Origin of the sequence: Alsobacter ponti, from assembly GCF_024294805.1 — a bacterium.
Classification (GTDB): domain Bacteria; phylum Pseudomonadota; class Alphaproteobacteria; order Rhizobiales; family Beijerinckiaceae; genus Alsobacter; species Alsobacter ponti.
In genome coordinates this window covers 17,157-40,811 of the sequence record NZ_JANCLU010000001.1, presented here as the reverse complement: position 1 = coordinate 40,811, position 23,655 = coordinate 17,157, and the positions used below count along the sequence as shown (strand labels likewise).

Here is a 23,655-nt window from a genome sequence, read left to right as displayed (position 1 = left end):
CTTCACCCCGCGGAGGGGTGCAGCAGCGGCGTGTAGCCGGCCCGCAAAACTTCCACGAGAAGGCGCGGCGTCAGCACCGTCACGGTTTCGCCGGGGTCGGCGTCCTCGCGCGGACCGTAGCCGTCGTGCGACCAGCGCCGCACGCCGCCCTGCCGCACGAGCCACGCCACTCCCGGGTCCCCCGCGCGCGTCGCCATCGCCCCGTCCGGCAGGTCGCCCAGGCGGGCGGGAAAGCGCGCCGGCCGCCGCGCCGCGTCGAGCCGCGAGGCGTGCAGACGCGCGTCGATGGTAGAGGCGCGCTCTGCCCGGCCCTCGCCGGGGCCGCGTGCCCAGCCTGCCCGGAAGCGTTCGAAATCCGCGCGCCGGCACAGCGCGCACGGGCGGTGCCCGGCGGCCATCGCCACCGCCTCGTCGCAGAAGAACAGTTCCGTATAGCTGCCCGGCGACATGATCGCGCGCCTCGCGCCCTTGTAGGCGAGCACGCAGGAGATCCAGGCCCGGCTCCGCCAGCGCGCTCGGCCCAGCTCACCCTTGTCGTCGTGCAGAATGCCGCGATTGCCCATCAGCAGGCCGCGCGCCGGCGTCGCCTCGATGTCACCGAACGGCGAGACGCGGTTGCGGCGCGGCGAGCCGGGCGACGCCGTCACCCGTGCCCGTAGCCCATCGTCGTCCCGACGATCGCGCTGCCGAGGCTGAACAGCGCCACGCCGCCGAAGAACAGCGCCGCGACGAGCACGCCGAACAGCGTGTGCGACATTGGCGCGGGCCCACGCGGGGCGATCGCGCCGCCGCGCGCCGCCGCCTCGCCCGGGAACCACACCGGCTGGACGTTCAGGATCACATGCACGAAGAGGCCGACCAGCGCCGCCCCGACGGCCATCACCACGAGTCCGATTGCGATCATGCTGCGTCGTCCTTCCGCCCTCGGGGGACATCCGTCCCGATCCGTTGCCGCCCGCTCATTTCTTCACCGCGCCCGCCTCGTCGAACTGCGCGAGGTAGGCGATGACGTTCGCGATCTCCGCCGGTGAGGCCAGCCCGTTGAAGAGCATGCGCGTGCCCGGCACGGTGCTCTTCGGCGCCTTCAGGAAGCGGCTGAGCGTCGCCACGTCCCAGGTGAGCCGCGCGCTGCGGAACTGCGGCGAGTAATTATACTCCTTGTCGCCCGCCGAGCGACGTCCGACCACGCCGTTGAGGCGAGGGCCGGCGTTGCTGGTTGCCGCGTCTGGCCCCACGGCATGGCACTTGACGCATTGCTCGAACACGTCCTTGCCGGCCACGGGGTCTCCCGCCTCCGGCTCGGCCCGCGCCGCGCCGGTCGCCATGACGGCGGCTGCGATCGCGATGGCGGCGCACCCCGTCCGCGCCCGCATCAATTGGTGCCCACCGTGAAGATCGGCAGCCAGCGCCCGAGCAGCAGCACGCCGAACCACAGCAGCAGAGAACTCGCAGCCAGCGCCTTGGACAGGGCTGGCGTGTCCTCCCCCGGTCCGATCAGCAACATGCGGCGGTGCTCCAGCAGCGTGAAGGCGAGCGCGTTGACGCCAGCCAGCGCGATCAGCCCCATCTTCAGCAGGAAGGCCGGGTTCTCGATGTAGGAGGCCGGGTTGGACGTGAAAAAGATCCAGCCGCTCACCGCGTTCAGCAGGAAGCCGAACAGCGTGTAGGGCAGGAAGGACAGCACCGACCTGACCGACAGCTTCTTGAAGAAGCCCATCAGCCGCAAATCGATGACCAGCAGCGATCCCAGCAGCAGGCACAGGCCGATGAAGTGCAGGATCTCGCCGAAGGAGAAGAACCAGCTCGTGGAGCGCACCAGCGGGCCGGGCCAGGCCTGCTTGAACCACTCGAGCTGCGCGGGATTCATGATCATGATCGCCTCTGGATGAACGGGTCCGACACGGGCGCGCGGCTCACAGCGGCGGCGGCGGCTGCGTGTAGCCCACCAGCCGCCCGCTCACGATGGCGAGCAGCCAGCCGAGATCGACCATCAGCGCGGTGACCCGCAGGCTCCACGGCGCGAGCTCGACCACGCCGCCCCGGGCGTCGGCGACCGGCCGCACGGCGGCGAGCCCCCGCCCCATCGACCGCATCGCCAGCACGGCCCAGACGATCACCGCCATCTTCACCCAGAACAGCTCTGTCATGAACTCGCGGCGCGGCTGCGCGAGGATGAGCAGCACGCCGGAGGCGAGGTTCAGCCAGAAGCCCCACCACGCCAGCCGGAGCATGTGGCGCGCGGCGGCCATCGACACGACCAGCTGGAAGCCGAGGATGCGCGAGCTCAGCATGAAGCAGATGCCGACCACGACCGCCATTCCGATGGCGTGGAAGCCCAGCAGCACGTAGTAGGTCGCGAAGGGCTCGATGATGAAGTTGCCCTCCCGCAGCCAGGACGAAAAGTCCCCGGCTTCGAAAGTGCGCATTGCGTTCCACATTGATGCGTCTCCGGCCCTCTTGCGTCCTCGGCGGACCCGCTTCCGGCGGACCCGCGCGTCCCCTCCCCCCCGCCTACGACTTCGTCGCGGGCGGCGGCTTCAGGAAGGCGCCGAGGCCCTTGTCGTTGATGTCCTTGTAGGCGGGGATGTTCTCCACCACGATCTGCTTGTCCGGGTTGAGTTCGTTATAGGCGTTGATGACCTCCTCGATCGCCGCGACGTGGCGCGCCACGCGCAGCTTCAGCGGCCAGCCGTTCTGGTCGAACTTCACGAACAGGCGTCCCAGCCGCGCCGCCGCCTCGTAGTTGGCGTCATGGCCGCCGACCACGAGGTCGTCGCTGGTGCGGCCGCGGAAGCGCCCCATCGCCGGATTGGCGCTCTCCGCCAGCATCGCCTCGGCCTTGGTGAAGTCCCCGAACTCGCGATGGCTGAGGCCGTGCAGGTTCTTGGGCGAGGCGCTGAGGCCCATGGGGATGCGCCGCGCCTCCAGGTTGCCGACCGCCGTGGCGGCGGTCTCGAAGGCGCGCTCGTGCACCACCATCATGTTGATGACCGGGTATTCGGGCTGCGCCTCGTGCAGGTCGAACACCACGTCGCTCTGGCCGGCGAGCCCGGTGAGGGCGGCGCTGACGCGCGAGGTAAGCCACCCTGTCGCGGAGCCCGGGTGGACGCGGTTGAGGTTGCGCTGCTCGTGGCCGACCATGCCCTCTCCGCTCGGCTTGTGGACGAAGATGTCGGGATCCGGCCATTGGTCGGCGGGGTTGGTCAGCCGCATGCCGACGCGGAACCAGCGCGTGCCGCCCGGCGTGGGAACCTCGAAGGTGTGCAGGTAGGCTTCCATCGGGTCGGTGTGGGTGAAGCCGCTGCGGTTGGCCTGCGGCACGACGATCAGCCGGCCCTTCTTGACCGTGACGTTCTCCACCAGCAGAACCGCCGCCATCATCCCCGCGATCTCCTGCGGGTGCGTGCCGCCGAGGATCATCACGGTCGGGCCGGGCTCCGCGCCGACGAGTTCAAACACGGGCGTGTCGCCTGGGCCTCCCGCCAGGCTGGGCGCGAGGTCCCCCAGCATGGACTGCCGCGTGACGCCCGGCCCGGCCACGATCGGCTCGGGCTGGCGCATCGACTGGAAGACCGCGCCCGCCGAGATGGCGAGCGCCGCGCCGAGCGCCATGAAGCCGAGCGCGGCCCGGTGCGTGGACAGAATGTCGCCGACCGCCATCACTTGATCCCCAGCCCGCGCAGGACGAACGGCACGAAGACGAGCGTGGCGAAGAGCTGGTCGCGCCAGTTACGGGCGCGCCAGATCACCACCAGCATCATCGCCGCGACGGCGAGGGCCAGCAGGCGATAGGCGTACATCACACCGAGCTCCATCGGCGGACCTTTCATGTCTCAAGAGCCTGGAAGGGGCCGGCAAAGGGCGCGGCCTCGCCGCGCGCGCCTGACAACGGCAAGTGCGCGCGTCATCAACAATCCCGTGCGATGCTGCGTTCATGCGGCCCCGCCCGCGGGTCGCTCGGCGGCGGCGGACCTCTCGGCCCGCCGCTCCGCGCGGATCAGCCGCGATAGTTCGGATCGGACAGCTTGCCGAGCGAACGATCGATGTAGGGCACATCCTGCATCAGCTGCGCCTTCGGATTCTTGTTCCGGGCGAGCTTCGTGGTGTCGAACTGCCAGTCCTGCATGAAGTAGACCGGATCCTTCACCGTGACGTCGTAGGTCAGCGCGTCGCCGTCTAGCTTCAGCTTCTCCACCACCACCATTTCGTTGCTGTGGATGTAGCCGGGCCAGTCGAGCCAGGTGACGTCCGTGAAGCCCATGGTGGTGACGACCAGCGTGTCGCCGTCCCAGCACCCCACCGAGAGGCCGTTCGGCGACTGGTCGTATTTCAGCACCGGGTCGTGCTCGCGGCAGTCGGTCGGGATGGAGCGGAACGTGTTCTGGTTCTCGTAGAGGAAGAACATGTTGTCGCCGACCTGGACGATCTGGTTCGGCGGCCCGATGCGCGGAACGCCGAGCGGGTAGTTCTTCCACTGCGGATCGGCATATTCCTCGTACTTGCCGCCGGCGTTGGCGTAGTTGTCGTGCATGCGCACGGTTTCCCAGTACTGGGGCTTGTACATGGGCTTGCTGACGCGGCCGCGGTGCTGCGGGCCGCAATCCTGCTCGAAGGTGATCCAGCCGGCCGCGCCCTTGTTGCCCTCGGCGAGGCCGCCGACGGCGCCGGCCTTGTAGCGCTCGTTGTTGGACTGCGCGAAGCCGTCCACCTTTTCGCCGCACGTGGCGGCCTTCAGGTCCGCGACGCCGGCGCCGCCATAGATGCCATTGAAGTTCGGACGGTTCTGAGCAGCGGCCGGAAGCGCCATGACCGAGCACAGCGCGCCGGCGAGCAGCATCGAACCGAGACTTGCGCGCATTTCCATGCCTTGTCTCCTCCCTGTTGTGATGGGGCGGCGTTGTTCGCCGCTCAGTTTCCGACCTTCGGCGCGTCGGCCGGGATCTCTCCGTTCGGGCTTTCCGGGAAGCCGACCTTCACGAACTTGCCGTCCGGGAACCAGAAGGCGTTGGTGAAGCCGAGCTTGGCGCCGGAACGGTCCGGGCAGAGGTCGACCTTGTAGGTCTCGCCAATCTGGAACAGGCGGCGGTCGCTGAGGCCGAGGCGGCGCAGGCCGTTCGGGCCGACCGTCTCGGTCGACCACACGTCCGTGGTCCCGTCGGCGTTCGTCACCTCGAAGTGGAACCACGCGTGCGGGTTCTGCCACTCCACCTTGAGCAGCTTGCCCGTGATGATGACGTTCTTGGACACGTCGAACTGGGCCTGCACGGCGTGATGCGCCTGCGTGGCCGAACCGGTGAGAAGCCCGAGCGCGAGCGCCGAACCCATGAGGGCGATTTTCTTCATCTAAACCAGCTCCGTCAGTCTGAATGAGGGGGGAGACCAGCGGGCGCGCCCGGGGGCGCGCGCCCGGAATCCGCGTTACTGAGTTTTGGCGATCAGATCAGGGTCGGGATAGACCGTGTACGGGTTGCCCCAGCCGCCGCTGACCGTGATGTCGAGCACCTTGGCGCCGTCGATCTCGTAGACGATCTTTTCCGGCCAGTAGACGCCGTTGTGGAACTTGTCGAGCGCGGCGTCGCCCTCGGCCGACACGTCCTTGGCGTTGGTGGTGTCGGCCGCGCCGGTGCGCCAGCCGGTATAGGACGCGACGATCTTCTTCTCGCCGCTCGGCAGGCTCAGGGTCGTCTCGACAGAGCCGATGCGCTTCTTGGCGTCGAGCGTGCCCTTGTAGGTCCGCCCGTTGATCTCGACGGAGAGGACCGTCTTGCCGCCCTCCTCCGACACCGAGTTGGCGGTCGTGCAGGCCTTGGGAACTTCGCCGAGGCACTTCTTGCCCGCCGCGAACGCCACCTGCGTGAAGAAGGCGTGCGGCTCCAGCCACACCATCTGCTGCCGCAGCTTGGCGACGGCGTCGGCCGGGGCGGTCTTGAGCTTGTTGAACTTGCCGAGCTTGGTCTTCTCCTCGGACCAGCTCTCGTTCCAGGCGCGGTCGCCCTTGACGACCCGGATGGTGCGCGGCGTCTGCGGTCCCTCGAAGTCGACCCGCGACGCCCATTGCTGCTGCTGCACGTTGACGACGTAGCGGCTGACCTCCATCGGCTGCCCGAGCGACGGGGCCTCGAGGTCCACCATCGTGCCCTTGCCGAGCATTTCGTAGATGTTGATCTGCCCGATCAGCAATTGCTGGGAGCGCACCAGGCCCATGGCGGTGCCGGCCTCGCCGAGCGCTTTCGGGATATCCTTGATCGCCACTTGCGGGCCGCATGCCGCGCAGGGGCTCTGCGCCCAGGCCGCGCTCGCGGCCAATCCCGCGCCGAGTGAGACGACAGCCGTCACCATCAGCCGTTTACCAGCCCTCATCACATCCTCCCTGTCACGGCCCGCCGGATTGTCCGACCGGCTATGCCGGGCGTTAGCGGGCTTGTCTGAACGCCGGCCCCTCGCGGGGCCGTCTTCACGTTCCATTGATCTGTATTACAGAGCGAGATCAACATCGCGTCAATGGAAATTTACTGACTGTCCTGCCCTTATTTCTGCGGCGCCCCGGGGTTCGACTGAATCACCATGTAGTCGGCATGGCAGGCGTCGCAGGCCTTGCGCAACGCCGTCGCGTGGGTGGCGAAGGCGGACGCGTCGCCCGCCTGGCTCGCCTCCAGCGCCTCCGACGCCGCCGTGCGCGACAGCTGGTAGAAGGCATCGAATTTGTCCCAGAGCGCCGGCGTCGCGTTGGTCGTGACGCCGCCGTCAGGCACGTCCGACGGGCGGGTGCCCGGCGGGAACAAATGCGGGAACGCGGAGAGCAGCGTGTTGATGAGATACGCGCGGTCCTTCACCGCCTGCAGGTCGGCCTTCGCGCCGGCCGCCGCGAGGTCGACCGGAGCGACCTGCTCCTCGATGGCGTCCATCAAAAGCTGGCGCGCCTGGATCACGTCGTCGCGCCGATCGTCCGGCAACGTCGCCGGTCCCGACTGCGCCAGCGCCGCGGTGGCGGCGAGAGCCGTCAGGCCCGCCAGCGCCAGGGCGCGCGCCGTCTTCCCTCTCGTTTCGCCTCGAGTTGTCTTCGATCCCATGGCTCCACTCCGGAGTTGGGGCGCGCGGGCCGCGAGGGCCCGCGCGTCGGTCTCGGCATGCCGGCTCAGGGCGTCTTGTCCAGGAACTTGTACTGTCCGTCACCGGTGAAGAACGCCCAGGTGCCGCCCGTCTTCACCTGCGCCACGCCGGGCTTGGTGTAGTCGCAGACGCCGTCCGGGAAGGTCTTGCGAAGCTGCGCGAGCTGCTCCTCGTTCGGCGCCGTCTTGTAATCCTTGGCGTCGACCGGCTTGAGCTGGCACTTGAAGACGTCGTCGGTGGCCGGGGCGCCGGCCGCGAGGCGGGCGTCGCCGGAGAACTTGAACAGCGTCTTGCACTTCTCCATGTCGGTGATCTTCTCGATGGCGCCGACCAGCGCCCCCTGCTTGGTGGGGAAGCAGGCGTCGACGAGATCGGCCGGGCGGTGGGCCGCGACCTTCTTGGCGAGCGGCTGGTCCGACTTGTCGTTGGCCACCGCCGTCAGCCACTTGTCGATGGCTGCGAGGCCGTCTCCGGACACCGTGATCAGCGGCGAGCCGCCGGTGCGGGTGTCGAGCTGCACGCGGCCGAGGCTCGCGGCGGTCAGCATGACGTGGTTGGCGGCCGAGCCGAGATATTTCTGCAGCCGGGCCCGCATCACGGCGCTGTGGTAGCCGTCATGCACGTCGACGTTCGGGTCGCCGAGTCCGAGCGGATCGCCGTCCACGTAGGAGCGGATGTCGACCATCGGCACGTTGGCGAGCGCCCCGGTGCCGGTGATGCGGCCTGTCTCGTAGGCGCGGCGCAGCGCCTCCGTGTCGCCCACCATGCGCTGCGGCTGCACCTTGCCGTTGATGTCGAGACCGCCGACGCGCTGGTTGACGTCGAGGAACTGGTCGAACGTGATCTTCCCCTCGTTCAGCGCAACCAGCCCGTACTGCACGCCGACATTGTCGAACGGATTGCGCGCAAAGCCGGTCTTCGGATCCTTGCCGAACACGTTGACGAGGTTGTCCTGGTACGTGCAGCGCACGCCGAGCGCCTTGACCTTGGGATCGTTGGCGATGACGTCCTTCACCGACGCGTCGCAGTTTTCGGCGCGGGCGTTGGGATAGCGCGTTCCGTTGCTCACGCAATAGCCCCAGTACTTGCCGGAGATGGCGTCCATCTGCTCGCGCGAGTATTTCTGCGACGAGGACTTGAAGACGTTCTGCAGCAATTCGCAGTCGTAGAGCGGCTGCAGGAAGCTGATCGTGTCGGGGTAGTTGCGGGCCGGCATGATGCCGTCCAACAGCCCGGGATAGTTGTTGGCGATCAGGTGCTGCTGCATCGAGCCGCCGGACGCACCGTGACCAATGGTGAAGGCCGGCGCGCCGAACTCCTCGACGAAATGCTCCTTGACCTTGGCCATCGTCTCGGCCGACTTCACGTCGTCGTTGTTGGTGCCCATGACGTTGAGCGAGCCGGTCGCCACCGCGTAGCCGCGCGTCACGAAGTAGTCGTAGAGGCCGCCGCCCAGGTCCTCGATGAAGTACTTGTTGTCCGTCCCGGTCATCATGCCGAGGCTGCGGCCCATGTGGTAATTGGCCTGCACGCCGCCGCCGAAGCTGTAGACGAGCTTGCCGTTCCAGCCGGAGGCGGTCGATGCCGCGCCGGGCGCGGGCGGCGCGCCGGCCGCCGGGTCGTGCAGGATGTTGATGAGATAGGCGGAGCGGTTGATGACGCCCTTCTCCTGGCGGACGATGAGCGGGACTTCCTTGCCCTCGGTGGTCTTGGTCGTGCCGATGTCCGACGGGCGCTGGCCGTTCGGATCGAACGGTTTCCACTCGCCGCCCTTGTTGCGGTAGTAGTACGACACCTTGGCCGGGGCCGCGCAGCTCGCGTCCGTCGCGGGGTCGAGCCCGAAGGTCTCGTTCTCGCACACGAAGGGTTCCTGCTGCGGGCCCGCGAAGAGCGGGCCGTTGACCTTATAGTTGGTCAGCGTCAGCGCCTGCTCGCCACCCGCTCCCTTCACGGTCAGCTTGTTGTCGCCGTCCTTGAGGCCGGTGACGAGGCCGACCCAGCCGCCCTTCGGATCGGCCTTGAACGAGGCGGAGACGTCGCGCCCGTCGACGGCGACGCTCGGCGCCGCATCGCCTCCGGTGACGCGTACGAGCGCGTCTCCACCCGTCACCAGCTCGGGACGAGAGGAGAGCACGTCAATTTTCAGTTTCGTTTGGGCTAGTGCGACCTGCGCGCCCAACGTCGCGAGCGCGAATGCGACCGTGGCCGCGAACTGGATACGTCCAGTGCGCATCTTATCCTCCCTGTCAGTGTGCCGCCTCAGTCGAGCGACTTGGCCAGAAGTAGAACCAATCCCATCTGATTTTGCAATCGTCTTTCTCGCCTCAGAACAGCGAAAGACCCCATCGTCATCCCGATCAGATGCCCCCCTTCTCTGCCCAGCGATCTCGGGCCACGTGCTTCGCGGTCCCTACGTCATCGACTTCCGTTCGAAGGGAATACTCCGTTCCTTCCGCCGATCACGTCAGGATCCCGGTGAGCCGCGAGGCGAAGACCAGCATCAGGATCGCGCACGCCGCGAGCACGGCCAGCGGCACCCAGGCGCGGCGGAACACCTGCCCCACCGTCCCCCCGTCCACCACGTAGCAGGACAAGGCCGCCGCGATGGAGGTTGGCGCGACGAACTCCGCGATCGCCGAGATCGCCGAGAACGCCGCCACGTTGAGGATCATGTCCTGCTTGATGAAGGAGAACGCGGCCGGCACGCCGACGACGTCGCTCGTCACCATCGACGTGAGCGCGCCGCCCACCAGAGGCATTCCGACGAGCAGGCTCGGATAGTTCCACGGCGTCGGCAGCGACATGGTGCTGATGACGATCCATCCGCGCACGCCCGTCAGCGTCATGATCTGCACCAGCACGCCGACCGAGACCAGCACCGCGGCCAGCAGCAGCGGCGTGCCGGTGAAGGTGGCGGCGGTGACGCGGCGCAGCTCGCCCTTCGGCAGCGCCGGCAGCGCGACGAGCCCCCCGAGGATCAGAATGAGCGGGCTCGACGGGTCGATGACCCTGTTCCCGAGCAGGCGCACGCCCACCCACGCCGCGACGATGACGAGCAGGGGCGCCATGCCGCGCAGCATCGCGGCCCAGTCCGTCGCCGCCCCGTCATGGGGAGCGGGCTCGAATTTGCGCCGGCGAGAGGCGAACCACAGTACGCCGGAGATGGCCATCGGCAGCGACAGCGCCAGCAGCGCGCCGGACACGTTGGTCCACGGCATGTTGGTGCCATCGGCGATCAGCATGGCCGGCACGTTCATCGGGGGAGCGATCATGCCGGCGGTCGCCATCACCGCGATGAACGCGGCGGTGGTCGCATCGTCGAAGCCGATCCGCCGCAGCGCCGGAACCGCGAACACGCCGGCCGACAGCACGGCCACGCCCGCCAGCCCGACGAACATGCCGACGGCGAACAGGGGCACTCCGGCCATCAGCAGGATCGGCACGGCGCGGCCCCTGCCCAGGCTCACGAGGCCGGCCGCGGCCGCCTCGGACGCGCCGGAGCTGCGCATCATATGGCCGAAGAACGCGCCCGCGAAGAGCGCGAGGACGAGGTTGATGAAGCCGAAGCCGCCCTCCACCAGATGGCGGAAGGGCACGCCGTAGTCGCCGAGGAGCGCGGTGGCGACCGCGACGGCGATGAAGGCCAGCGGCAAAGGCCAGCGCATCCACACATGCGTCGCGAAGAATATCGCGATGGCCAGCACGAGCAGGATGCCCGGGTGCAATCCAAGCGTCACTTCATGTCCCCCTGTCGAATTTTCTCGTTGGTCGTGGCCGTCGTTCCGTAGACGGCGGGATTGAGCCCGGGCCGCGGCAGCGGGACCGGATCGAACGGCAGGCCCAACTCCAGCGCCATTCGCCGGATGTTGATGACGTGCAGGATCGGCGCACGGCCGTCTCCGGCGAGGCGGAGCGCGAGGCCCGGCGTGCCCTGCCCGCAGGCGAGCGGGCGGCGCGACAGGCCGGGCGGCATCTCGTAGGATTGCGGGCAGTTCCCCAGCGCCACGAGGGCCCCGCCGACATTGATGACGAGGCCGGGCCTGACGCCCGGGCCGAGGGCGGCCTGCGTCTGCTCGACCAGGCGGTCGACGAGCCCCGCGAGCGTCGGCTCGGAGACCAGCTTCGCGCCCTCGCGGAAGGCGGAGAGGCGCAGCAGCGCCACGGCCTCGGGCTCCATGCCGGACGCGACGCCCATCTCGCCCCCCAGCACGGCGAGTTCGGGGCGGGTCTGCAGCACGCCGCGCCGGCGCAGAAGGCCGAGCATGTCGAGGATGTTGAAGTCGGGGTCCGTCGCCCCGAACATCGACGCGCTGAGCGACACCACGAGCACGGGCCGCAGCCCCAGCGCCTCCACCGCCGCGACGGCGGCGATATCCGCGCCAACGAAGGAGCCGGAGAGGATCACCACCACCGGCGCGCCGCGTGGCAGGCCCACGCTGTCGATCAGGCGCACAAGGGCGGCGGCGAAATCGGGGTTGGCGACGCTGCGTTTGGCGGGCAACTCGCCGACCGTCGTCGTGATCGGCGTGTATTCCGGGCCGATCAGCCCGGTACGGTTCGGATCGACGGACTCGGGCTGCATCAGCCCGCGCGCCGTCTTCTCGGCGGCGATGATCCGGCTGGCAGCCTGCAGGGTCTGGGCCGCCGCCAGCATCTCGTAGGCGCGCGGGTGCAGGCGCGTCGCGCCCAGCCGCTCCACCGCCTGCCAGACCAGGACGCTCGCCAGCGCCGCCAGCGCCAGCGCCGCGGCCGGCCAGCGGCCCGCGACGCGCGGCGGAGCGGAGGCGAGCGCCCGGCTCACAGCCGCACCGCCAGCACCGCGACGATGCGCGTCGCCGGCGCGGCGACGGCGAGCGCCGCGAGCGTGGGCAGCACGCCCTGTCGGTCGAACTGGTGCGCCAGCAGCCCGGGCACCACGTAGCCGAGCCCGGCCCACTCCACCGGCCCCGGGCCGACCACCCCGGTGAGCCATTCCGCGACGAGACTGAGGAACAGGCCCGCCAGCACCGTCACCGCGAAGCGGCGGGAGCCGAACAGCATCAACCGCATCCGCAGCAATGCCACGAGGCCATAACTGGCGAGGCTGACGACGAGGAAGCCGAGCAGCGCCGAGGGCCGTTCCAGCATCAGCGCCACGTAGCCCGGCACGATGATCCCGCCGGCCGTGAGACCGGTGATCTCGGTGATGAGCAGGCTGGCGAGGACGCCGATGACAAGGGTGGCTGTCAGCACGGCTTGCCCGCCTCCGCCAGAGCGACCGTGAGCTGCCGCCCGAGGCCGTGGTAGTTGCCGACGCCCCACACGACGCCGCCGGGCGACGCCGCCGCGACCGCCTCCGCCAGCGCCTCGGACGCGCGGCGCGTCCTCAGCCGCCGCAACGCCCCCGGCCCGAAGCCGGCGCGCCGCGCCAGCGCCGCCGCCAGCCCGTCGCCGGCCAGCAGCACGATGGGCTCGGGCGTCTGCCGCGCCAGAAAATCGAGGAAGTGGCGCGTCCGCACCGGCCGGTCGGCGCGCGCGTTCAATAACACGACGGGCCGCCCCTCTCCCGCCCGCTCCCGCCACAACAGGTCGAGCGACTCGACGTCGTTGCAGGCGAACGCGTTGGCGAAGCGCACCGTTTTGCCGCCGACCGACACCTCGCGCTCGGTGAAGTGGCCGGGGTCCGGCGTCGCGTCCGCCATCCCGGCCAGCGCCGTCTCTTCCGACACGCCGTGCCGCGCGCACACGGCGAGCGCCAGGCGGCGATTGGCGGCGTCGGGCGGCAGTCCGTCCGTGTCGACGGGGACGAGGACGGCCCCGCGCGCCTCCACCGCCGCCACGAAGGCGGGCGTCGCCGCCTCGCGCGTCGCGACCACGACCCCGCCCGACGGCACGAGCCAGGCCAGCGAGCGCGCCATCGCCTCCTCGTCCTCGCCGATTTCCTCGAAATGGTCCGGCCGCGCGTTGGTGACGACCAGCGTCGTCGCGCCGACCAGCAGCGTTTCGGACGCCCACAGCGTTTCGGGCTGGATCGCCATGCACTCCAGCACGACCGCATCCGCGCCCTCCCGCGCCGCCCGGCGCAGCACCCACGCCTGTTCGCGGATCGAGGGCGGACCGAGGCGGCGGATCGCCTCCTCTGAACCGTCGGCGCGGATCAGGCGCGGCTCGGAGCCCGTCGTCTTGCCGATCACAGCGAGGCCGCTCCCGCGCAACCCGGCGGCGACCAGCCGCGTCGTGGTCGACTTTCCGCGCGTGCCGGCGACGTGGATGCGGACGGCAATCCGCTCCCGCGCCAGCCGCAACGCGCGTGCCCGCGTCCACAGCCACGCCACGGCCAGCGCCAGCGCCGCGCCGGCGATGGCGAGCAGGCGCGCGGAGGCGACCGGCTCGCCCCACACGGGCTCCAGGAGGAAGGCGGGCATGGGCCGGCTCCGTGTCGCGGCGGCTCAGCTCCCGGCGAACAGTTTCTCGAGGGGGGCCTTGAGGCCGGCGGCGTTCTCCACCACGACGACGGGGATGTTGCCGGCCTTGGCGATCTTGGTGAAGATCCCGTCCGCGTCGCTGTCGTTGCGGATGATGAGATATTGCGCGCGCGGCGCGGCCAGTTCGATCAGCTGGTTGGAGAGCGCGTCGCGCCGTTCCTCGCCGCCGATATGCACGACGACGATGGTCATGCCCTTGCTCTTGGCCGCGTCGAGCAGGTGGCTGGTGCGCGCCAGCTCGTCGTTGATGCTGATCCCCGCGTCCCCGAAGCCCTTGAGGCTGGCGCCGACGGCCAGGATCAGCGTCTTGGCGTCGCCGAGCTGGTTGGCTTCGATGTGCGCGTCGTACTTGTAGGGGATGCCGCTGCGCTTGACGGCGAGCTGCACCTGGAACGCGTCCAGGCTCTGGCCCAGCGACGTCACCACGGCCGGAGGCGAGGCCTTCGTCTGGCTGAACGCCTCACGCGGCGGCGACACGAGGAACGAAACGACAGCCGCCAGGGCCGTCAAGGTGAAAAGACGCGCGACGCTCCATTTAATCATGGCGCATTCCTCCCTGTCTGATCTTTTTTTAAAGAGTGTCATCGGATTCTACAGAAGTCCACTGGAATTCAGGTCCCGTGGCGCGTTCTTCTCAGGGTTCAGGCATCGTTCCACCTCATTCCAGCAGCGCGCCGGCCAGCGCGTCGAGATCGGCGCGCAGGGCGTCGCGCCAGGCGTTCGGGTCGGCCGGACGCGACGCCTGCGCGCCGGCGTCGCCGTCGTCGAGGACGACCAGCCGCGCCCCGCCTTCCGCCACGGCGCGGCGGATCGGCTCGGCCGGCTGCCAGTGGTGGATGACGACGCGGACCTGCCGGTCCTTCAGGAACTGGGTGAAGCGCTCGAGATCGGACGGCGTCCAGCGCACGTCTTCCTCGAGGAAATAGCCCTCGACGTCGATGCCGAGTTCGTTGGTGAGGTAGACGAAGCGGTCGGTGAGCGCGAACACGCGCGGGTCGGGCGCTCCCCCCAGCCGCGTCTCGGTGGCGGCGCGCAGGGCTTGCATGTCGCCGGTGAACGCGGCGAGGTTGGCGTCGACGGTGGCGGCGTCGGCCGGGGCCAGCCGCTTCAGGTCCGCCGCCACGATGGCCGCCATGCGGATGGCGTTGGCGGTGCTGAGCCACACATAGGGAGACGAGCCGCCGCCGCGTTCCGCCTTGCGCCAGGGCACGTCGCTGGCCGGCTGGCCAATCAGCGCGACGCTCGTGCCCGCCTTGTCGAGCGACCGCGCGGCGTCGATCCGCACCACCTTGATGTTGCGCGCCCGCGCCTCGCGGAACAGCGGGTCTTCGGGCCACACGCTCTCGATGCCGACGGTGGCCGTCGCGCCGGCCATCAGCTTGTCCAGCGCCGGGTCGGGGCGGGCCAGCGCGCGCGGCAGGCGCGCCATGCCCGGCAGGGCCGGCGGCGCGGCCTGGATGTCGAGGCCGGTTCCCTTCGCCAGCGCCGTCGCGATGGCGAAGGTCGGCCGCTGCGCCGCCAACACGCTGTCACCGGCGCGGGCCGGCGCGGCGAAGCCGAGAGCGGCGGCGAGGAGGAGCGCGGCGCGTCTCATGCCGGCCTCGCGACGCGGAAGCCGCCGAGTGCGTTGCGCAACACCGCCGTCACGGCGAACAGCGCCGCGGCGACGAGGATGATCGCGCCTCCCGACGGGATCGGGATGTTGAACTGCATCGGCATCACGATGCCGAGCATGCAGGACGCGGTGGAGAACAGCACGCTGTAGCCCACGAACTCCCGCAGCGAGCGGCTGACATTGCGCGCCGCCGCGGCCGGCACCACCAGCAGCGCCTCCACCAGCACCGCTCCGACGATCTTTACGCAGGCCACGGTGACGATGGTGATCAGGACGACGAACGCGTACTCCAGCACGCGCACTTGCGCTCCGCGGACCTCGGCCAGGCTGGGGCTGATGCTGCCGAGCAGCATCTGGTTGTAGAAGGTTCCGCCCAGCGTCATGCAGATGAAGAACACGACGCCGAGCAGGTCGAGGTCGCCGTAGTTCACGGTGAGGATCGACCCGAACATGATGTTTTCCAGCACGTGCGTGTTCATGCGCGCCGACACGAACAGCAGGAGCGACGCGCCGATCGCCAGCGAGATGGACAGGAACACGCCGATCAGCACGTCGCTGGAGAGGCTGGTGCGCTGCTGGGTGTAGCGGAGCACGACGCCGAAGATCAGGCAGAAGCCGAACATCGAGATGTAGGGAGAGGTGTTCGACTCGCCCAGCAGCACGCCGATGCTCACCCCAGTGAGGGCCGCGTTGCCGATGGCCTGGCTGAAGAACGCCATCCGCTTCACCACCACCATCGTGCCGAGCACGCCGAGCAGCGGGCCGATCAGCAGCGAGGCCATGACGGCGTTGGCGACGAATTGCAGGAAAAAGGCGTTGGGCAGCGCGCCGTGGCCGGCGAGCCATTCCATGAGGGCGCGCAGCGCGTCGTAGACAGGGCTCATGCCGGCTCTCCCGCCACACGTTCCAGCACCTGCGCCGGCGCGCCGCGCGCCGCGACGCGCCCGCGCAGCAGCGTGACGTCGTCGGCGACCCGGCGCACCTGCTCCCAGTCGTGGTTGACCCACAGGATCGTCGAGCCCTGCGCGCGCAGGTCCCGCACGATGGATTCGACCAGCCGCGCCCCGGCCTCGTCCATGTTGGAGGTCGGCTCGTCCATCACCAGCAGGTCGGGCATGGGCGCGAGCGCCTGCGCGAACAGCATGCGCTGGCGCTCCCCGCCGGAGAGAACGCCGAACAGACGCTCGCCCTTGCCAGCCAGCCCGAGCCGGCCGAGCGCCGCGTCCTGCACCTGCGCCGTCGCCCGGGCGCGGCCGAGGAATGCCGGCCGGCGCTGCCCCATCAGCGCCATCAGGTCGTTCACCGTCAGCGGCAGCGAGCGGTCGAGGTCCAGCGACTGCGGGGCGTAGCCGGTGACGAAGCCCGGCTCTCCCTCGAAGGCGATCTCGCCGTCATAGGGCATCTGGCCGAGTAGCGCGCGCAGCAGCGTCGTCTTGCCGCCGCCGTTCGGCCCGACGACGCAGTGGACGCGCCCCGGCGCGGCGTCGAGGTCGATCCCCGCGAGCACCTGCACGCCGCCGAGCCGGACGCTGAGGTTTCGGATGCTGACATGCGGTCCCTTCGTCATGGGCCCACCGCCTGCATGGCGCGCTCGATCGTCGCCAGGTTCTCCGCCATCTCGACCTCGAATTTCTCCGGCGTGAACGGCCCGTCGGTGATGTGGGACAGCGTGAACACCTTGACGCCGGTCTCGCGCTGGACCGTCTCGGCGAGGCTGCTTTCGCCGAAGTATTTTTCGGCGAAGAGGATGTTGATGTTGGCGGCGCGGATGTCCGCGAGCGTCTGGGCGAACTGGCGCGCGGTCGGGTTGACGCCGTGCCTCGGCTCAACGACGGCGGTGATCTTCAACCCGAGTTCCTGGAACAGATAGTCGTAGCCGGCGTGCATCGTGGCGCAGCGGAAATCCGCCTTGGCGTGCGCCGGCATGCGCTGCATGAAGTCGGCCCGCAGCTTGCGCAAGCGGTTGGCGTAGTCGCGCGCCGAGGCGCGATAGCGCGCCGCGGAGGGCGGGTCGATCTCGCCGAGCCGGCGGGCGATCTCGTAGACCTGCTGGATGGCCGCGGTGGTGGCGATGAAGGTGTGCGGGTTCACCACCTTCTCGGCCCCGTTGTCGCCGCCGATCGGGATCAGCGCGACCGAGGCGTTGGCCCAGATCAGCGGCAGATTGTCCTTGCGACCGGCCGCCTCGATGATCTTGAACACCCACTCGTCGTGGCCGATGCCGTTCACGACGAGCACGTCGAGGGTCATGGCCCGCTTGATGTCCTCCGGCTGCGGCTGGTAGCCGTGCGGGTTCGCCTCGGCGGGCACGATCGGCACGATCTCGGCGCCGTCGCCGACCACGTTGGCGACGAAGCTGTAATAGGGGTGCAGCGTCACGCCGATGCGCAGGCGCTTGGCCTGCGCCCGCGCCCCGGCGGCCGCGAGCGCCGCGGCCGAGGCGAGGCCGCCGAGAGCCATGCGTCTTGAAAGGACGGTCGTCGCCACCTCAATGTCCTTTCTGATGTTCGGCCTCGTCGGCGCCCCGATAGGCCACGACCTGCCGCCAGCCGGCCTTGGCGAGGGCCTCGGCGCGGTAGCCGTCCGGCTCCCCGACATTGACGTCCCGGTGCACCCAGATTTCCGTCTGGTTGGTGTAGGCCGAGCCGATATGGCGATGGCGGAAGATCAGCAGGTAGGCCGACTGGCCGGGCGCCGATCCCCCGACGCCGAGATAGGACGTGTCGCCGCCCCGGTTGAAGTCGGCGGCGTTGAGCTGCCGCCACTGTACGCGGCCATGCTGCTCCCAGAAATCGTCCTTGTAGAAAGGCGGGATCAGCAGCTTGTCCAGTTCCTCCGGCTTCGGCCAGTCGCCGAAATCGAAGTTGAGCCCACCGATCTCCTCGGCGGCGACGGACAGCGAGGAATGGATCGCCTGGTCGTCCGGCCCGAGGTCGCGGAACGCGCTCACCTGCCAATCGAGCAACTCGGGCGGACGGGGACCGCCCGTCGCGCGCAGCAGGGCGAAGCCGCCCGTCCCCAGCATGGCCACGGCCAGCGCGAGCGCCACGAACAGCGTCTCGCGCCTGTCGAGCGTGCGCGCGTTGACTGCCGGGATCGTCGCCATCCGCGCCACCTATTTCATGTCCCGGGCCTGCACCCAGAGCACCGCGTCCTGGGAAAGCCGCTTGCCCTGGAACGTGGTCTCCGGCCCGACCGCCAGCGCCGCGATGCCCCACCAGCCCGCCTTCGGCAGGCCGATGGTGAACACGCCGGCCGCGTCCGAGCGCAGGCTCACGGTCTCGAACGCCGGATGCGGCAGCTTCACCTTCGGCTCGCCCTGCCACCGTGCGGCCGCGAGGTCCGGATCGCGGTTCATGTACTGCACCTCGATCTCGGCGAACGGCGCGGGCTTGCCGTCGGACAGCACGACGCCGCTGAACACGCCGCCGGTCCAGTTGGCATAGGGCTTGGCGAGCGGCCTGATCTCGGCCGGCAAATGGACGTCCTGGTCCCAGTTGCCGGGCACGCCACCGATATTGACCACCGTCTTGGTGAACTGCTGGATGTACTTGTCCTCCGTCGCCTCGTAGAACGGCGCCGGCTCGACGACGAAGACGTAGTCGCCCGTGGAGCGGAACTCCTGCCGGGGCAGCGCCGCCCTGTAGGCCGCGGCGGACTTTTCGTCCGTGCCCATGAAGTCGATCCGCTGCAGGAAGCGGGTCAGGTCGATCTTTTCGGGCTTCGCTTCGGCCCCGCGCTGGCGCACCACGTAGAAGCCGGGCGGCTTCTCCAGCTCCATCATGGGCGCGCCGGGAAACGGATGGGCGAAGGCGATCAGCAGCTCGATCGCTCCGCCCGGCATGCGCGCCGCGTCGCCCGGGTAGAGCAGCAGGAAGTGGGCCGAAGCCGGCCCACCGGCGGCCAGCAGCGCCGCCACGACGAACGCAAATCTCCCCCGCCCCGTCATCGTCGCCCTGTCCTCCCTGCCGCGTCCCGCCCGTCGCGCGGGTCAGCTTTTCGTTCCCGCCGGCGAGCGCCGCCGGTTCATTTGGCCAGATCCTCGCCGTCGAACGACACGAAGTGCGAGGAATCCCCGATGAACTCCACCACGAAGCTTACCTCGGGCTTCTTGAAGCTGAACGTGCCGTCGCTTCCGAACACGGACTCCAGAATCAGCCGGTTGCTAGCCTCGCGCACGCGCACTGTCTGGCCCGCGGAGGACGCGCCGTCGCTGTAGCCGGCCTCGCACGTCACGGTGCCGTCGTCGTTGTCGAAGCAGCTCAGAAGCGGAGAATGGGCCGCCGCGCCGCCCGTCTGGGCGAGCAACCAGCCAGCGGCGATCGCGCACGAGATCGCGATGCCTCGGACGCCCGTCGGACGCCCTCGGGTGAGCGCTTCAACCATCCCTGTTCCTTGCCGGCCCGCGCCGTTTGTTCTTGTGTTTCAATCCTAGATCACGGTTCGCGCCGGAGGAAAGAGCGTTTTCCCGGTAAAATGCGCAAAGCCGCTTTTCCCGACACGCCGGGCTCGCCTGCCGCGAGCCTTTTCGAGCCCGCCGCCCAGGCCGCCGCGAGGACCATGACCGCCAGCCCGCTCGCCAGCACCACCCACGGAGGGGCCACCTCATCCTCGAGCGAGAAGATGGTCTCGATCGTCTCGCCGGGCGGCTGGTCCTGCCAGACAAGCAGCCAGGCGATCTCCAGCGCCACCACGAACAGGGTCGCGGCGACCGTCAGGCCCGCCAAGGCGAGCGGCGTCCGCGCGCCCGCCCGCCGGTCCAGCACTCGCCAGGCGAGAAGCCAGAACAGCAGTCCGGTGAGGCTGTATTGAAGGCCGAAAATGCCTGGGGACAGCAGAAAATGCGCGAGGGCGAGGATGCTGACGGCATAGTTGGCGCGGTGGAGCCGGTTCCAGGCCCGCCCGCCGAGCCGCTGGACCGCGGCGTCCGACGAGGTGGCCCCCAAGGCGATCAGCCCGATCAGCGAGGCGGTGGCCACCAGCAGCGACGGCCGGGTGAAGGTCTGCCGCAGCACGGCGGGCCAGTCCCATTTGTAGAGGCCTGCGAAGGCCGCCACGTGGACGAGCGTGTAGACCAGCGTCGCCACGCCGAAGATGCGGCGTGCGTCAATCAGCCACGGGGCGCGAAAGAGAGCGCGGGCCGGCGTGACGGCGAGCGTGAGCAGGATGAGCCCCACCGCCCAGACGCCGGACCAGTAGACGAGACCGATGAACGGCAGCGGCCCGAACCCGCCCGACGTCCAGTCGTGGACCATCGACAGGCCCGGCACGCAGACCACGGCCAGCGCCGCCGCCTTGACCCACGACACGCGGCCGCGACGGTCGCGCCATGGAGCACGCATCTTCACCTCCCTGCCGGTCCCGGTTCGCTCCGGGTTCGGAACCGATGGTATCAAGCCGTACGGTTCGCACAACAGAAGATGGACCGTCGACAAGCCCAATCTTGGCGGGCATTCTGCGCGAAAGCCGCGCCGACGTCGCCAAGACGCGCGGACCGACAGGGAGGAGCCTTGCCCGTGACGCCGCACCTTGCGTTGCGACACCGGATGGCCGGCGGCATGCGCCCCGCGGCCGTCGCCGCCATCGTCTTGATCGCGCTGGCGCTGCTGACCCGCCTCGCGCAGGCGCACGGCGTCGCCGACTCGGACGCCGCCTTCGTCCGCACGGGGGGACGCCACGTCCTCGCGTTCTTTTATCTCGGCGCGAAGCACATGGTGACGGGGGTCGACCATCTGCTCTTCCTCTTCGGCATCGTCATGCTGCTGGACCGCGCCTCGCGCATCGTCGCGGCGGTGACCGCATTCAGCCTGGGCCACAGCGCCACCCTGCTGGCCGCCGCCTGGGGCGGCTGGCGCGTGGACCCGAGCCTGGTGGACGCGGCCATCGGCTTCTCGGTCGCCTACATGGCGTTCGATGCGATCGGCGGCGTCGAGGCGCTGTTCGGGCGGCGGCCGAACGTCATCGCGATGGTGTTCCTGTTCGGCCTCGTCCACGGCCTCGGGCTGGCGTCGCGGCTGCAGGAGCTGTCGGCGGCCAGTCCGGCGCGCCTCGCCAACCTGCTCGGCTTCAACCTCGGCGTCGAGGCGGGCCAGCTCGCCGCCCTTCTCGCAATGCTCGCCGCAATCGGAGCGTGGCGGGCCAGCGCCTCCTTCCAGCGGGCGAGGGTCGTGGCCGGAGGGCTCATCATGATCGGAGGCGTCGTGCTGATGGAAACCCAGCTCGCGGCGTGGAGCCTCGCCGAGGGGGGACCGCGATGACGGACGCGCCCAGGACCGCCGGCGCTCCCCGGCCTTTGTCGCGCCGCGCGGCCCTGACGCTGGCAGGGGCGAGCCTCGCCCTGGGGACGCTGATGACCGTGCTGTTCGTGCTTCCGTTCGAGTTCGGCGTCGACCCGACCGGCCTGGGCCGCGCGACGGGGCTGCTGCGCGCGCCGCAGGCCCCGACGGCGGACGCCCCGACCGCCCCCGACAACCCGGTCGAGGCGGTCTGGACCACCGACGCGCCGTTCCGTTCGGACCTCGTCGAGATCCCCCTGAGCTCCCCCGACGCCGGGCCGAACGGCTACGAGCTCGAATACAAGGTCCGGATGCGCGAGGGGGCGCGGATGGTCTGGTCGATGACGGTCGCCGGCGTCGACGACCCGGAGGAGTTCTATTTCGACTTCCACGGCGAAACGCCCGCCGGGCCGAACAATCCCAAGCCGATCGTGCGCGAGTACATCCAGCAATCGGGCACGCAGTCGCACGGCGCGCTGGTGGCGCCGATCCCCGGCGTGCACGGCTGGTACCTGCAGAACCAGTCCGGGAAATCGGCCCTGGTGCGGCTGCGGCTCAGCGGCTTCTACGAACTCGTCGAGCCCGGCGAATACGGCAACCTCGCCCGCATCCGGCCGAGCGAGTCGCGGCCGTGAGCGCGGGACGCGCCGCCGGAGACCGGCGGCGCGCCGCTTCCGGCGGCCTCAGGGGCGCCGGTAGGAGCCGATGATGCTGACGAGGTTCAGCACGCGCCCCTTCACCTTTTCCAGGAACTGGTCGCGCGTGAGGCCCGGCGGCAGTTCGTCCTTCGGCACGTCCAGCGCATAAACGCTGTAGATGTAGTGGTGCGGCATGTCCGTGTTGGGCCCGCAGCCGCCGAAATACACGTTGGTCTGTCGGGCGTTGACGCCGCCGGTCATCTTCGGCGACGGCGCCCCGCCCTCGCCCTGGGCGAGGCCGGTGACGTCCGGCGCGATGTTGTAGGCGATCCAGTGCACGACGCCCGGGCCGCGTCCGCCTTCGAAGTCGAACACGATCACCGCGAAGCTCTTGGTGTTGGCGGGCGGATTCGACCAGCTCAGCGCGGGGGAGACATTCTCGCCGCCGCACGGGAGCTGCGCCGATTGCGGCCCCGCGAACTTCTTGTCGATGGGCTGGCCATCCTTGATGTCCGGCGAGGTGAGCGTGAAGGGGGCGGCGGGAGCCGCCGCAGGCGTCTGGGCCAAGGCGGCCATGCCGACGCAGGTGAAGCCGGCCGCCAGCGCGATGGGCGCGAGGCGACCCCGAAGCAAGGTCCTCATGCAGTCCTCCCTGTCTGTGTCGCAGCCTGCGCCGCCATCGAGGGCGGCGCAGTCGTGTCGTTATTCCGGCAGCGACCGGTTCGACCCCTCAACTATGAAGGGAGCCGAGGGCCGGCGTCCAGTCCCGTTCGCCGTCCCCCGCCGCGTTCAGTCGAGCGGCTTGACGGAGGCCTCGGCCGCCGCAGCCGCTTTCTCGAACTCCCCCTTCAGCCAACCGTTGGCCTGTGGCAGTCCCTCGACGACCCGGCGCGCCCAGGCGACGTACTCGAGCCGCCTCGCCACCGACCAGTCCTCCCCCGGGCTGCGCGCCACGGCCCGCAGATTGCTGGTCTTGTCGGCGAGCTTGAGGATGGCGGCGCGCGGAGACTTGCGGGGCGCGTTCTCGACCTGAAGGCGCTTGCGCTCTGCCTTGTCGAGGCTTTTGTCGTCCGTCACTTCAAGCACCAGGTCGGTGACGCCCTGGTTGAAATGCGCGGTGATCATCTCGGGCGGCACCTGCTGATCCTCGACGGCGTCGTGCAGCAGCGCCGCGACGACGAGCTCGGGGTCCGCGCCCTTCGTCGCCTCCGTTACTAGCCGCGCCACTTCCAGCAGGTGGTTGATGTAGGGCTCCTTCGCGGCGCCCTTGCGGCGGTCGTGAACGTGCCAGCGCGCCGCCGCGTCGGCGGCCTTCAGAACCTCGATCCAGGCCTGCATGTCTGTCTCCTTCTTGCTTGTGAACGATGAATGGGATGGCGCTTCGCCTCGCTCGCGACGCACAGCCGCCCCGCCGCGGCCACGGTCGCCGGCCAGAAGGCCCGCGTCGCCATAACGGTCGGGGGCGGCGCGCGAGGCTCCGCTTCCGCCGCGGGCGCGGCGACGGTCCGCGCGCGCCGGTGGCAAAGCGTTAACCAGGACTCCGCGATCATGGT

29 protein-coding genes are annotated in these 23,655 nt (G+C 69.6%); 2 read left to right on the top strand and 27 right to left on the bottom strand.

The genetic code is table 11. From position 1 onward, the window contains the following. Positions 1–2 precede the first annotated feature (2 nt). The 25 genes from NK718_RS00230 to NK718_RS00110 all read right to left on the bottom strand — a co-directional run bounded on the left by NK718_RS00230 (position 3) and on the right by NK718_RS00110 (position 20,531). The gene (locus NK718_RS00230; RefSeq protein ID WP_254737325.1) at positions 3–647 is read right to left on the bottom strand and encodes a hypothetical protein; all 645 of its coding nucleotides are present in this window, start codon (positions 645–647) and stop codon (positions 3–5) included. Continuing rightward, a complete protein-coding gene (locus NK718_RS00225) occupies positions 644–904 on the bottom strand; it encodes a hypothetical protein (RefSeq protein WP_254737323.1) in 261 nt (86 codons plus the stop codon). Before NK718_RS00225 ends, NK718_RS00230 begins: the two co-directional genes overlap by 4 nt. A gap of 55 nt (positions 905–959) precedes the next feature. Further along, positions 960–1,373, bottom strand: a complete 414-nt coding sequence (locus NK718_RS00220) for a c-type cytochrome (RefSeq protein ID WP_254737321.1) — start codon at positions 1,371–1,373, stop codon at positions 960–962. Further along, the gene (locus tag NK718_RS00215) at positions 1,373–1,873 is read right to left on the bottom strand and encodes a DUF6644 family protein (RefSeq protein WP_254737319.1); all 501 of its coding nucleotides are present in this window, start codon (positions 1,871–1,873) and stop codon (positions 1,373–1,375) included. Before NK718_RS00215 ends, NK718_RS00220 begins: the two co-directional genes overlap by 1 nt. 40 nt (positions 1,874–1,913) lie before the next feature. Next, positions 1,914–2,438 carry a hypothetical protein gene (locus NK718_RS00210; protein ID WP_254737317.1) on the bottom strand — a complete coding sequence of 175 codons (525 nt, stop codon included), beginning with the start codon at positions 2,436–2,438 and terminating at the stop codon, positions 1,914–1,916. Positions 2,439–2,511: 73 nt separating this feature from the next. Continuing rightward, positions 2,512–3,660 carry a succinylglutamate desuccinylase/aspartoacylase family protein gene (locus NK718_RS00205; RefSeq protein WP_254737315.1) on the bottom strand — a complete coding sequence of 383 codons (1,149 nt, stop codon included), beginning with the start codon at positions 3,658–3,660 and terminating at the stop codon, positions 2,512–2,514. Next, positions 3,660–3,830, bottom strand: a complete 171-nt coding sequence (locus tag NK718_RS00200; protein ID WP_254737313.1) for a hypothetical protein — start codon at positions 3,828–3,830, stop codon at positions 3,660–3,662. The genes NK718_RS00205 and NK718_RS00200 overlap by 1 nt, the downstream gene beginning before the upstream one ends. Before the next feature lie 167 nt (positions 3,831–3,997). Continuing rightward, on the bottom strand, positions 3,998–4,864 hold the full coding sequence (locus NK718_RS00195; protein WP_254737311.1) for a hypothetical protein: 867 nt from the start codon (positions 4,862–4,864) through the stop codon (positions 3,998–4,000). A 44-nt stretch (positions 4,865–4,908) separates the two neighbouring features. Further along, entirely contained in the window at positions 4,909–5,343 is a 435-nt protein-coding gene (locus tag NK718_RS00190; RefSeq protein WP_254737309.1) for a DUF6152 family protein, read from the bottom strand. Positions 5,344–5,418: 75 nt separating this feature from the next. Beyond that, complete coding sequence (locus NK718_RS00185; protein WP_254737307.1) at positions 5,419–6,360, bottom strand: hypothetical protein; 942 nt, start codon at positions 6,358–6,360, stop codon at positions 5,419–5,421. Between the two features lie 167 nt (positions 6,361–6,527). Then, positions 6,528–7,070: a cytochrome c gene (locus tag NK718_RS00180; RefSeq protein ID WP_254737305.1), complete on the bottom strand. Its 543-nt coding sequence runs from the start codon at positions 7,068–7,070 to the stop codon at positions 6,528–6,530. Positions 7,071–7,135: 65 nt separating this feature from the next. Then, a complete protein-coding gene (locus NK718_RS00175) occupies positions 7,136–9,343 on the bottom strand; it encodes a DUF6351 family protein (RefSeq protein ID WP_254737303.1) in 2,208 nt (735 codons plus the stop codon). Between the two features lie 226 nt (positions 9,344–9,569). Next, positions 9,570–10,847 (bottom strand): hypothetical protein, encoded by a 1,278-nt coding sequence (locus tag NK718_RS00170; RefSeq protein ID WP_254737301.1) that lies wholly within the window; start codon positions 10,845–10,847, stop codon positions 9,570–9,572. Beyond that, positions 10,844–11,911, bottom strand: a complete 1,068-nt coding sequence (pgsW, locus tag NK718_RS00165; RefSeq protein ID WP_254737299.1) for a poly-gamma-glutamate system protein — start codon at positions 11,909–11,911, stop codon at positions 10,844–10,846. Before pgsW ends, NK718_RS00170 begins: the two co-directional genes overlap by 4 nt. After that, positions 11,908–12,342, bottom strand: a complete 435-nt coding sequence (gene pgsC / locus NK718_RS00160) for a poly-gamma-glutamate biosynthesis protein PgsC (protein WP_254737297.1) — start codon at positions 12,340–12,342, stop codon at positions 11,908–11,910. The genes pgsW and pgsC overlap by 4 nt, the downstream gene beginning before the upstream one ends. Beyond that, positions 12,336–13,514 (bottom strand): poly-gamma-glutamate synthase PgsB, encoded by a 1,179-nt coding sequence (gene pgsB / locus NK718_RS00155; RefSeq protein ID WP_254737295.1) that lies wholly within the window; start codon positions 13,512–13,514, stop codon positions 12,336–12,338. Before pgsB ends, pgsC begins: the two co-directional genes overlap by 7 nt. Before the next feature lie 24 nt (positions 13,515–13,538). Next, a complete protein-coding gene (locus NK718_RS00150; protein ID WP_254737293.1) occupies positions 13,539–14,117 on the bottom strand; it encodes a DUF6305 family protein in 579 nt (192 codons plus the stop codon). Positions 14,118–14,232: 115 nt separating this feature from the next. After that, entirely contained in the window at positions 14,233–15,168 is a 936-nt protein-coding gene (locus NK718_RS00145) for a metal ABC transporter substrate-binding protein (RefSeq protein ID WP_254737291.1), read from the bottom strand. Then, positions 15,165–16,073, bottom strand: a complete 909-nt coding sequence (locus NK718_RS00140; RefSeq protein ID WP_254737289.1) for a metal ABC transporter permease — start codon at positions 16,071–16,073, stop codon at positions 15,165–15,167. The genes NK718_RS00145 and NK718_RS00140 overlap by 4 nt, the downstream gene beginning before the upstream one ends. Continuing rightward, positions 16,070–16,756 carry a metal ABC transporter ATP-binding protein gene (locus NK718_RS00135; RefSeq protein WP_254737287.1) on the bottom strand — a complete coding sequence of 229 codons (687 nt, stop codon included), beginning with the start codon at positions 16,754–16,756 and terminating at the stop codon, positions 16,070–16,072. Before NK718_RS00135 ends, NK718_RS00140 begins: the two co-directional genes overlap by 4 nt. Further along, positions 16,753–17,676 (bottom strand): metal ABC transporter solute-binding protein, Zn/Mn family, encoded by a 924-nt coding sequence (locus NK718_RS00130; RefSeq protein WP_254737285.1) that lies wholly within the window; start codon positions 17,674–17,676, stop codon positions 16,753–16,755. The genes NK718_RS00135 and NK718_RS00130 overlap by 4 nt, the downstream gene beginning before the upstream one ends. Position 17,677: 1 nt before the next feature. Continuing rightward, positions 17,678–18,295 (bottom strand): DUF6162 family protein, encoded by a 618-nt coding sequence (locus NK718_RS00125; protein ID WP_254737283.1) that lies wholly within the window; start codon positions 18,293–18,295, stop codon positions 17,678–17,680. 9 nt (positions 18,296–18,304) lie between these two features. Beyond that, on the bottom strand, positions 18,305–19,138 hold the full coding sequence (locus tag NK718_RS00120) for a DUF4198 domain-containing protein (protein ID WP_254737281.1): 834 nt from the start codon (positions 19,136–19,138) through the stop codon (positions 18,305–18,307). A gap of 77 nt (positions 19,139–19,215) precedes the next feature. Then, positions 19,216–19,575: a hypothetical protein gene (locus NK718_RS00115; RefSeq protein WP_254737279.1), complete on the bottom strand. Its 360-nt coding sequence runs from the start codon at positions 19,573–19,575 to the stop codon at positions 19,216–19,218. 50 nt (positions 19,576–19,625) lie between these two features. Next, positions 19,626–20,531: a protein-methionine-sulfoxide reductase heme-binding subunit MsrQ gene (locus tag NK718_RS00110; protein WP_254737277.1), complete on the bottom strand. Its 906-nt coding sequence runs from the start codon at positions 20,529–20,531 to the stop codon at positions 19,626–19,628. A 174-nt stretch (positions 20,532–20,705) separates the two neighbouring features. Between NK718_RS00110 and NK718_RS00105 the strand changes: the two genes are divergently transcribed. Then, a complete protein-coding gene (locus tag NK718_RS00105; protein WP_254737275.1) occupies positions 20,706–21,446 on the top strand; it encodes a HupE/UreJ family protein in 741 nt (246 codons plus the stop codon). Next, positions 21,443–22,099: a hypothetical protein gene (locus tag NK718_RS00100; protein ID WP_254737273.1), complete on the top strand. Its 657-nt coding sequence runs from the start codon at positions 21,443–21,445 to the stop codon at positions 22,097–22,099. The genes NK718_RS00105 and NK718_RS00100 overlap by 4 nt, the downstream gene beginning before the upstream one ends. Before the next feature lie 48 nt (positions 22,100–22,147). Here NK718_RS00100 and NK718_RS00095 read toward each other — a convergent pair whose 3' ends face one another. Together NK718_RS00095 and NK718_RS00090 are read right to left on the bottom strand one after the other, a co-directional pair. Then, positions 22,148–22,744, bottom strand: coding sequence for a YbhB/YbcL family Raf kinase inhibitor-like protein (locus tag NK718_RS00095; RefSeq protein WP_254737272.1), 597 nt, complete (start codon positions 22,742–22,744; stop codon positions 22,148–22,150). Positions 22,745–22,891: 147 nt separating this feature from the next. Then, positions 22,892–23,440 carry an HD domain-containing protein gene (locus NK718_RS00090; protein WP_254737271.1) on the bottom strand — a complete coding sequence of 183 codons (549 nt, stop codon included), beginning with the start codon at positions 23,438–23,440 and terminating at the stop codon, positions 22,892–22,894. Positions 23,441–23,655 lie beyond the last annotated feature (215 nt).